The 10319-nt window shown below is 38.9% G+C and carries 2 protein-coding genes; both read left to right on the top strand.

Annotation, left to right across the window (positions count from 1 at the left end; all coding sequences use genetic code 11):
• Nucleotides 1-6: 6 nt before the first annotated feature.
• On the top strand, nt 7-6420 hold the full coding sequence (locus LC605_RS09740; protein WP_229547354.1) for a non-ribosomal peptide synthetase: 6414 nt from the start codon (nt 7-9) through the stop codon (nt 6418-6420).
• A complete protein-coding gene (locus LC605_RS09735; protein ID WP_229547353.1) occupies nt 6417-10295 on the top strand; it encodes a non-ribosomal peptide synthetase in 3879 nt (1292 codons plus the stop codon). Before LC605_RS09740 ends, LC605_RS09735 begins: the two co-directional genes overlap by 4 nt.
• Nucleotides 10296-10319: the final 24 nt, after the last annotated feature.

The raw sequence follows: 10319 nt of genomic DNA, 5'->3' as shown, positions 1-10319 counted from the left end.
AAGACAATGGTCGCTGAAAAATCTCAACAAAGCAAAAACGTAGAGTCAATTTATCCTCTTTCTCCCATGCAACAGGGGATGCTCTTTCATAGCATTTATGCTCCAGACTCAGGAGTTTATTGCACCCAAACACTGATTACCATCTGTGGGGCTATCAACGTTGTTGCTTTTAAGCGGGCTTGGGAAAAAGTCGTAGAGCGGCACTCAGTATTACGAACGCTTTTCCTCTGGGAGAAGCGTCAACAGCCTCTACAAGTAGTGCGAAAGCAGGTAGATTTACCTTGGTATGATCTAGATTGGCGCAACCTTTCCCTAAAAGAGCAACAAGAGCGTCTAGATTCATTGTTGCAAACAGAACGCCAAAAAGGGTTTCAACTCAACCAAGCCCCTTTGATGCGCTGTCATCTAATTCAGCTATCCGATGAAACCTATAAATTTCTCTGGAATCGCCATCACATTACATTAGATGGTTGGAGCTTACCCATCATTTACCAAGAAGTCTTAACCTTCTATACAGCCAACAATCAAGGTCAAAGCTGCTATCTTCCTCCTCCTCGTCCCTACCAAGACTACATTGTCTGGCTACAGCAGCAAGACTTATCTGTGGCTGAGATATTTTGGCGGCGAACCCTTGAGGGCTTTACTGCTCCTACCCCACTCATGGTAGACCAACCCCAGGTGCTTGATTCTGGAGTACAACCGACTTATCAAGAACAGGATCTCCATTTATCCCGTGCAACTACTCAAGGATTGCAATCCTTGGGGTTGCAGTATGGTCTGACTTTATCAACTTTGATCCAAGCAGCTTGGGCAATCCTACTCAGTCGCTACAGTGGAGAGCCAGAGGTTTTATTTGGTGTGACGGTTTCCGGCCGTCCTGCCAATTTGTCGGCGGTAGAAAATATGGTGGGGTTGTTTATTAACACTTTACCACTGCGAATATCCATCCCTAAGTCAGAATCAATTTTACCTTGGCTACAGCAGTTACAGCAAAAACAGGCAGAACTTCAGGAGTACTCTTACAGCACTTTGGCGGAAGTACAAAAGATGAGTGATGTGCCGCCAGGAGTCCCCTTATTTGAGAGTTTGGTGGTGTTTGAGAACTATCCTATGGATAGTTTATCAGAAGAGCCAGGTCAATTATTGCCAGTTAGCAAGGTGGAGAACTTTGAAGAGACAAACTATCCTTTAACTGTGGCAGCAATACCCAAAAAAGACTTTCTCATCAAATTTAATTACGACACTAACCGTTTTGCCACCGATACAATTGTACGCATGGCTGGTCATTTACAGACCTTGTTAGAAGCGATCGCAGCTAATCCCCAGCAGCAGGTAGGTCAATTGTCGCTGTTGACCAAAGTAGAACAGCATCAGCTATTGGTGGAGTGGAACGATACTCAAGTTGACTATCCTCAAGATAAATGTATTCATCAGCTATTTGAAGAACAAGTAAAACTTCACCCCGAAGCAGTAGCAGTCATATTTGAAGGTCAACAATTGACCTACCAACAGTTAAATGAACGAGCTAATCAGTTAGCTCACTATTTACAAGAAAAAGGGGTAGAGCGAGAAGTATTAGTAGGAATATTTGTAGAACGTTCCCTGGAGATGATAGTAGGAGTATTAGGAATTTTAAAGGCAGGAGGAGCTTATTTACCTTTAGACCCTAGTTATCCAGCAGACCGTTTAGTTTATATGCTCTCGGATGCGGCGGTATCAATATTGCTTACCCAGCAATCCTTAGTAGATTCTTTACCAGAAAATCAAGCTCAAGTGCTGTGTTTAGATAGTGATTGGCAGATAATTGCTCAGTATAGCCAGCAAAATCCCGTCAGCCAGGTGACATCAGAAAATTTGGCTTATGTCATTTATACCTCTGGCTCAACAGGTCAGCCCAAGGGAGTGATGAATATTCATCAGGGTATTTGCAATAATTTATTGCAGACAATTGATGCTTCCCCACTGACGATAAGCGATGCCGACAGCGAGCAAAACCAACGCATCCTGCAAATAGCTCCTTTTAATTTTGATGCTTCAGTCTTGGAAATTTTATTGCCCTTAACATCTGGAACAACTCTAGTAGTGGCTAAACCTGAAGGTCATAAAGATATTGCTTATTTAATTAATCTGATAGATCAACATAAAATTACTCAAATATTTTTTGTTCCCTCCATGTTGCGAGTTTTTTTGCAACAAATAAACTTAGAAAATTGCCGTTGTTTAAAACGAGTATTTTGTGGTGCAGAAGCACTATCCTATGATCTGAGTCAACGATTTTTTGAGCGATTAAACTGTGAATTACATAATCTTTATGGCCCCACGGAAGCATCTATTGATACCACTTTATGGCGGTGTACACCACAGTCTAATTATCAAGTAATTCCCATTGGTCGCCCCATTGCTAATACCCAAATTTATATCCTCGATTCTGAGCTACAACCACTTCCTATTGGCATTCCTGGAGAACTGCATATTGGGGGTGTTCCTTTAGCTAGAGGTTATCTCAACCAACCAGAATTAACTGCCAAAAAATTCATTGACAATCCCTTTGGCAATGGCAAATTGTATAAAACAGGGGATTTAGCTCGTTATTTACCAGATGGGAATATTGAATATCTTGGTCGCATTGATAATCAAGTCAAGCTACGAGGCTTACGTATTGAGTTAGGCGAAGTAGAATCGACTTTAGACACTCATCCCCAAGTAGTCCAAACAGTTGTGATTCTGCGAGAGGATACTGCTGAAAACCAACGATTAGTAGCTTATGTGGTGAGAAAAGACCAGTCGTTAATTCCTAGGGAATTACGCAGTTTCTTACAGCAGAAATTACCTAGTTATATGATACCTTCAGCTTTTGTGATGCTGTCAGAACTGCCATTAAATTTTAATGGCAAGATAGACTATAAACAATTACCCAAACCCGATGAAAGATCCATAATAGAATCACCCTATTTAGCCCCACGTAATGAAACAGAAAGCATACTAGTAAATATTTGGCAACAAGTTCTCAAGGTCTCGAACATAGGAGTCAATGATAACTTCCTTGATTTGGGGGGACACAGCCTAAAAGCAATTTCTCTAGTCAGCCAAATTCAAGAAAAACTAGGTCTTCCCTTTCAACTCAAACAAGTATTCCTGCACCCTACAATTGCAGAACAGGCAGAATTATTAATCGCTGGTGCGCCTATTGATGTCCCGATAATTCCCCATTTAGCTGAACAAGAAACATATCAAACATCTCATGCACAAAAACGCTTCTTTGTACTGCAACAGATGGATTTAAGCAATACGGCTTATCATATTGTTTCTACAATCAAGATAGCAGGAGTTTTTCAGCCTAGTGCTTTTGAAAAAGCGATGCAGGTTTTGATTAATCGCCATGAATCTTTACGGACATCATTTATATTAGTCAATGGTGAGCCGAGGCAAATAATACTTACAGATTATCATTTTTATATCGGATTTCAAGATTGGATTAATGAACCTGATGCCCAAAACCGCATACTAGAAATTATTCAAGAAAAGAAAGAACCTTTCAATTTAGAAAACAGCCCTCTGTTACGGGCTAATATTTATAAGTTGTCAGATAATGAATATATTTTATTCATGGAAATCCATCATATTATTTGTGATGGCTGGTCGATGGATTTATTAGCTCAAGAATGCTTAAAATATTACAATTACTTTGTCAAAGGCTTACAACCAAATCCAGATAGTCTGCCCATACAATACAAAGATTATGCAGCTTGGCAAGCCAATATTTTGCGAAGTGAGGGTAATAGGAAAAACTTAGATTACTGGCGGCAAAAACTGGATAATGGGCAAATACCCCGCGTTCACTTACCCACAGACTTTCTGCGACCTCCTATCAAGACTTACAATGGTTCTCATTTAAGCTGGACATTCAAACCAGAAATTGTCTCTGGGTTGCGAACGATTTGTAGACAAACAGAAAGCACTTTGTTTATCGGACTGGTAGCAGCAGTAAAAGTATTACTTTATCGCTACACTGGTCAGCATGACATTTCTATTGGTACAGAAATTGCCACTCGCAACCATCCACAACTGCAATCTTTAATCGGCTTATTTCTCAATACACTTGTAATCCGTGATGAATTAGACCCCAAACAAGGCTATAAAAATCTGCTCACAAAAGTTCGCCAAACCGTCACAGAAGCATTTGAGCATTCTAATTACCCATTTGATATTTTGGTAGAACAACTAACAATTTCAAGAGAAATTAACCGCACACCATTGTTTGATATTTTAGTGCTGTTGCAAAATTTTGGTCAAACTGTAGTAGAAGAAGTAAAAATAGAATCCCTGGATTTACTAACTCCTACAAGCAAATTTGACCTCTCTTTTATTTTTATCGAACAAAATGATGAACTCAGGTTAGATTTAATTTACAACACAGATATATTCCAAGCAGATAGGATGCAAAAAGCTCTGATTCATTTGGAGAAGTTGCTGACTGAGATGGTAGCAAATCCTAGTCAAGCAGTGTGTGAAATTTCTCTTTTATCAGCAGCAGAAACCTCTTTAATTGAAAGCTTTATTCAACCAATTCCTCGTTTAGAGACACAGACAGTCATTCATGACTTGAACGAACAGGTAAAAGCTACACCAGAAAAAGCATCAATTATTTATTTTGGGGGAGAATTGAGCTATCTGGAATTAGATATATTAACTAATTCTTGGGCTAATATCTTCAATGATTTAGGAACTCAAAAAGATACCATTTGCGGTGTAATTTTAGAAGGGGATTACCGTCAGGTAGTAGCGATGCTGGCTGTATTCAAAGCTGGGGGAATTTATTTACCTCTGCGTTTGGATGAACCGGAAGAACGCTATTCACGAATGATGTTAAAAACATCTCCCTCAATCGTGGTGACAGCAGCAGAATATTTAGATGTAGTGAAACCCAGATTAGCAGTATTACCAAAACCTCCATATATATTGGTGGTTACTACTAATAAAGTTCAGCAATACTATGAATGGAATGGTGCAAATTATCAATGCTTGAACGTAGTCAAAAGCGATAGTAAAAAAGCTCTATTAATGCCTGATGCTGATGATTCTAACTATATTATGTTCACTTCCGGCTCAACAGGTGAACCTAAAGCAATACTTGGTAGTCATGGAAGCTTGCGTCACTTCATAAATTGGGAAAAAATTGAATTCGGCATTAATCGGAACTGGCGCTGTTTACAAATTGCTCAAATTAACTTTGATGCTTATCTGAGAGAAACTCTTGTTACTTTATGTTCTGGAGGAACTCTCTATATTCCTGATAGTACAGACCGTGAAGATTCGGAGCGTTTGCTATTGCGGTTAGGAGAATGGCAGATTAATTTACTGCATACGGTACCTTCGGTGATGCGCTTGTTTTTAAACATCGGTCGCCATTTAGCCAATGCTGACCAAATACTGAAAAATTTGCAGATTTTGGTGTTGGGAGGAGAACCTTTATTTGTCAAAGAACTTTGTGAATGGCATCAAGTTTTTGGTAATCAAACAGAATTTGTCAACATTTATGGAGCTAGTGAAACAACTTTTGTCAAGCATTTTTACCGGATTACTGACCCTAATAAGATTTCTTATGCGCGAGTTCCGGCGGGAAAAACATTGTCAGATGCGGCGTTTGCAGTCATCGATGGCTCTCGTCCCTGCGCTGTCGGAGAAGTTGGGGAAATTTTTGTCAAATCGCCTTATTTAACAAAAGGTTATTACCAAGATGAAAACTTAACTAATTTGGTTTTTGTGCCAAATCCTTTGAATAATGGCAGTGATTTAGTTTATCGCACAGGTGATTTAGGACGACTGCTACCAGATATGAATTTGGAAGTAATAGGACGCAGCGATAACCAAGTTAAATTGAATGGGGTACGAATTGAATTAAGAGAAATTGAAGATGCAATTTCTGCTATTGATGGTGTAGAAAAAGTATTGGTAGTTGCGGATAAAAAGGAAGGATTGGTAACATTAACTGCATATTATCAGGGAAATGACACTGCAAACCATGAACACATCATAAGAAAAGTCAAACAAGTGTTACCCATTTATATGCAACCAACCTTTGTGATGCGGTTAGAGTATTTCCCTCTATTACCAAATGGGAAAATCAATCGCCTAGTGTTGCCAAAACTAGCAGAAAATATTGCACAAATAACCAATAAATTGACTAGTTTCAGCAAACAAGAAAGTTTATTAGCCTCGGTTTGGAATGAACTCTTAGAAGTGGAAGTGAGTGACATTCAACAATCATTCTTTGAACTAGGGGGAAATAGTCTCAAAGCGATGCGCTTGGTGTCGCAAATCCGCAACTGCTTTGGAATCTCACTACGATTGCGGGAAATTTTTACTAATAATACCTTAAAAGAACAAGCTGACTTAATTCAATCACGGCAGGCAAAATGATAACTTCAGAACGATGGGGCGCTATTAAAACACTACCACAGCAAAAATATTATGAAGTATCCCATGCTCAACGACGTATGTGGATTCTGCATCATATAGATGAATATTCCAGCGCTTATAATATTAGGCTGGCAATGAGAATAAATGGTTGTTTAGATATTTTTGCATTTGAGTCAGCTTTCCAACAACTTGTGAGCCGCCACGAGATTTTGCGAACTACTTTTACTAGTGTGGCTGGAAATATTCAGCAAATTGTTCATGAACAAGTAGCTCAAGAACAGCTACTATTTTTTAGAGATTTAAGAGGGAAAAGTGATGCTGAAATAGTAGCTGATACCTGGATTAAAGAGTCAGCAAATTCGCGCTTTGATTTAGAAAAATTATCCCTAATGCGAGTTTTACTAGTGCAGATCAAGTCAGATGAATTTTTATTTTGTTTGACTATACACCATATTATTGGTGATGCGCGATCGCTCGATATTATTTTCCAAGAATTTATCACTTTGTACTCTGCTTATACTCAACAAAAAAACGCTACCTTACCTCAACTACCATTGCAATATAAAGATTATGCTGCATGGCAAAATAAGTTGTTAGAAAGTGAGGAGGTAATAGAACAGCATGATTATTGGTGCGATCGCTTTGCACAACAACCACCTATACTTAACTTACCAACTGACTTTCCCCGACCTAAGTTTAAATCTTCTCAAGCAGCTCTATATACTTATCGTTTCAGTCCCAGTCTGAGCGATCAATTACGCACTTTGGCTGCTAAGAATCATACAACTCTATTTATTACTCTCTTAACTTTATTTAAAATATTACTCTACCGTTATACCGGACAGGGTGATTTAGTAATTGGTGTACCTATTTCTGGACGCAATCATCCAGATTTGGAAAACCAAATTGGATTTTATATCAATACCCTGGCATTAAGAACTTTACTCCCAGAAGAAGGAACTTTTAAACAAGCGCTGACAGAAGTGACAAATACTTGCCTCGACGCTTATGAATTTAGTGATTATCCTTTTGATAAATTAGTATCTACCCTCGATTTAGAACGTGATTTATCCCGAAATCCGTTGTTCGACGTGATGTTTTCACTGCTAAGTCAAGAAAGTAAAGCAGTGATGAAAATTCCCGGTATTGAGCATCAAGAATACCCTCTAGCACCACGCACTGCCCAATTTGATTTGAGTTGGAGTTTTTTTGAAGATGCTAATGATTTAAAATTGGTCATAGAATACGAACCGGATATTTTTAGAGATGAGGCGATCGCCAGAATGAGCGGTCACTTTTTACAAATAATTCAGGCTGTAGTTGATAATCCGGATTGCCAATTGTCACAAATTAATTTATTAACCACCGGAGAACGTGATCAGTTACTAATAGAATGGAACAACACAGCAGTTTCATATCCTCAAGAGAAATGTATTCATCAGCTATTTGAAGAACAAGTAAAACTTACTCCCGATGCAGTAGCAGTCATATTTGCAGGTCAACAATTGACCTACCAACAGTTAAATGAGCAAGCTAATCAGTTAGCTCACTATTTGCAAACAAAAGGTGTAGAACCAGAAGCATTGGTGGGAATTTTTGTTGAGCGATCGCTGGAAATGGTTGTAGGACTATTGGGGATTTTAAAAGCAGGGGGAGCATATCTCCCTTTAGATCCTAGTTATCCAGCAGCACGTTTGGCTTATATGCTCTCGGATTCGGCGGTATCAATATTGCTTACCCAGCAATCCTTAATAGCCTCTTTACCAGAAAATCAAGCTCAAGTGCTGTGTTTAGATAGTGATTGGCCGATAATTGCTAAATATAGTCAGCAGAATCCCATTACTCAGGTGACATGGGAAAATTTGGTTTATGTCATTTACACTTCTGGTTCTACAGGTCAGCCGAAGGGGGTGATGAATATCCATCGGGGTATTTGCAATAATTTGTTGCGGACGATCGCGGCTTATCCACTTACAACAAGCGATGCGGTTCTGCAAATAACTCCTTTCAGTTTTGATGTTGCAACATGGGAAATCTTCTGGCCTTTAATAGCCGGTGCTACTTTAATCTTAGCTAAACCTGAAGGTCATAAAGATACTGCTTACCTAATTAATTTAATAGCCCAACAACAAGTTACCCAAATCAATTTTGTTCCCTCAATACTGCGAGTTTTTATTCAGGAATTAAACTTAGAAGATTGTCGTTGCTTGCAGCGAGTGTTTTGTGGTGGAGAAGCCCTATCCTATGAACTGACTCAACGGTTTTTTGAGCGGTTTGATTGTGAATTGTACAATTTTTATGGCCCAACAGAAACAGCAGTTGATGCCACTTTCTGGCAGTGTACACCACAGTCTCATTATCAGATAATTCCCATTGGTCGCCCCATTGCCAATACCCAGATTTACATCCTCGATTCTGAGCTACAACCGCTTCCTATTGGCATTCCTGGAGAATTGCATATTGGAGGCGCTTCATTAGCTAGAGGTTATCTCAACCGACCAGAATTAACTGCTCAAAAATTTATTGACAATCCTTTTGGTAATGGCAAATTATATAAAACTGGCGATTTAGCTCGTTATTTACCAGATGGCAATATCGAATTTCTTGGTCGCATCGATAACCAAGTCAAGCTGCGGGGCTTACGTATCGAATTAGGAGAAATTGAATCAATTTTAGACAATCATCCCCAAGTAGCGCAAACAGTTGTGATTCTGCGAGAAGATACCACTGAACACCAACGGTTGGTAGCTTATGTAGTCAGAAAAGACCAGTCATTGACACCTAGCGATCTGCGCCGTTTCCTACAGCAGAAATTGCCAGCTTACATGATACCTTCAGCTTTTGTCATGCTGTCAGAACTGCCATTAAATCCTAATGGCAAGATAGATCACAAAAAATTGCCAAAACCTGATGAAACATCAATAGTAGAATCACCGTATTTAGCTCCACGTAATCAAACAGAAAACATCTTAGTAAACATTTGGGAAAAAGTCCTACAAGTGTCAAAAATAGGAGTGAATGATAACTTCTTCGATTTAGGTGGACATTCATTACAGGCAATGAATCTCATGACGGTAATTTATCAAGAGATGGAGATTGAAATTCCTTTGTCAATGATTTATGAAAAACCTACATTGGTAGAATTAAGTGAGTATATCATCTATGCCAAAGAGATGAATATCCAACCTAAAGAACGCCCCTACGTAGTTTTCAATAAACAGCAAGAAAAAGCGATATTTCTATTTCCTCCAGCCCTGGGTTTTGCCACAGCTTATGCAAAGCTAGCTGATTATTTAAAAGATTATGCTGTCTACACTTTTAGATATATTGCCGATGAACAAACTTTAGAAAAATATGCCGATTTGATAGACCACCTAGCACCAAATCAAGATATAAAATTGATGGGACACTCAGCAGGAGGTTTCTTAGCAATATTGATGGCTCAACAGCTAGAAAGGCGCGATCGCGTGGTTTCTGATGTGATTTTAATAGATACTTATCGAGGGGGTCGTGAAGCTAATCAAGCCGAGATGTCAGAAATTAAAGAAGGGGTTGATACTTTCTTATTAAATCCTAAACGTCAGGAATTGAGACGTTACTTTCTGGAGAACCAAAAGTTACGCGATCGCACATACAATCAAGTTTGGGAATACTTTAATTTTCTCTGGAATTCAGACCTCAAAAATCTACAGATTAATGGAACTATTCATCTCGTGCGTGCTGAGGAAAACTATGATTTAGAAGATGACTGGACACAAGCTACAAAAAGGCAAAAAATCAATCATTATGCCTATGGCGCTCATCGTCAGATGATCGATCCCCCCTATCTCAATCAAAACGCCACTATTATTAATGCGATTCTCAGTCAGAATTGAGAGTTCAGAATATCTATTGATTTT

It is taken from the genome of Nostoc sp. CHAB 5836 (assembly GCF_020829445.1).
Classification (GTDB): Bacteria; Cyanobacteriota; Cyanobacteriia; order Cyanobacteriales; family Nostocaceae; genus Nostoc.
Note: the sequence above shows the minus strand (reverse complement) of the source record. Positions and strands in the feature narration are given on the sequence as shown.

Excerpts from the sequence above, each read along its gene's own strand:
- LC605_RS09740 (WP_229547354.1), top strand. The coding sequence starts at position 7 with ATGGTCGCTGAAAAATCTCAACAAAGCAAAAACGTAGAGTCAATTTAT.
- LC605_RS09735 (WP_229547353.1), top strand. The coding sequence starts at position 6,417 with ATGATAACTTCAGAACGATGGGGCGCTATTAAAACACTACCACAGCAA.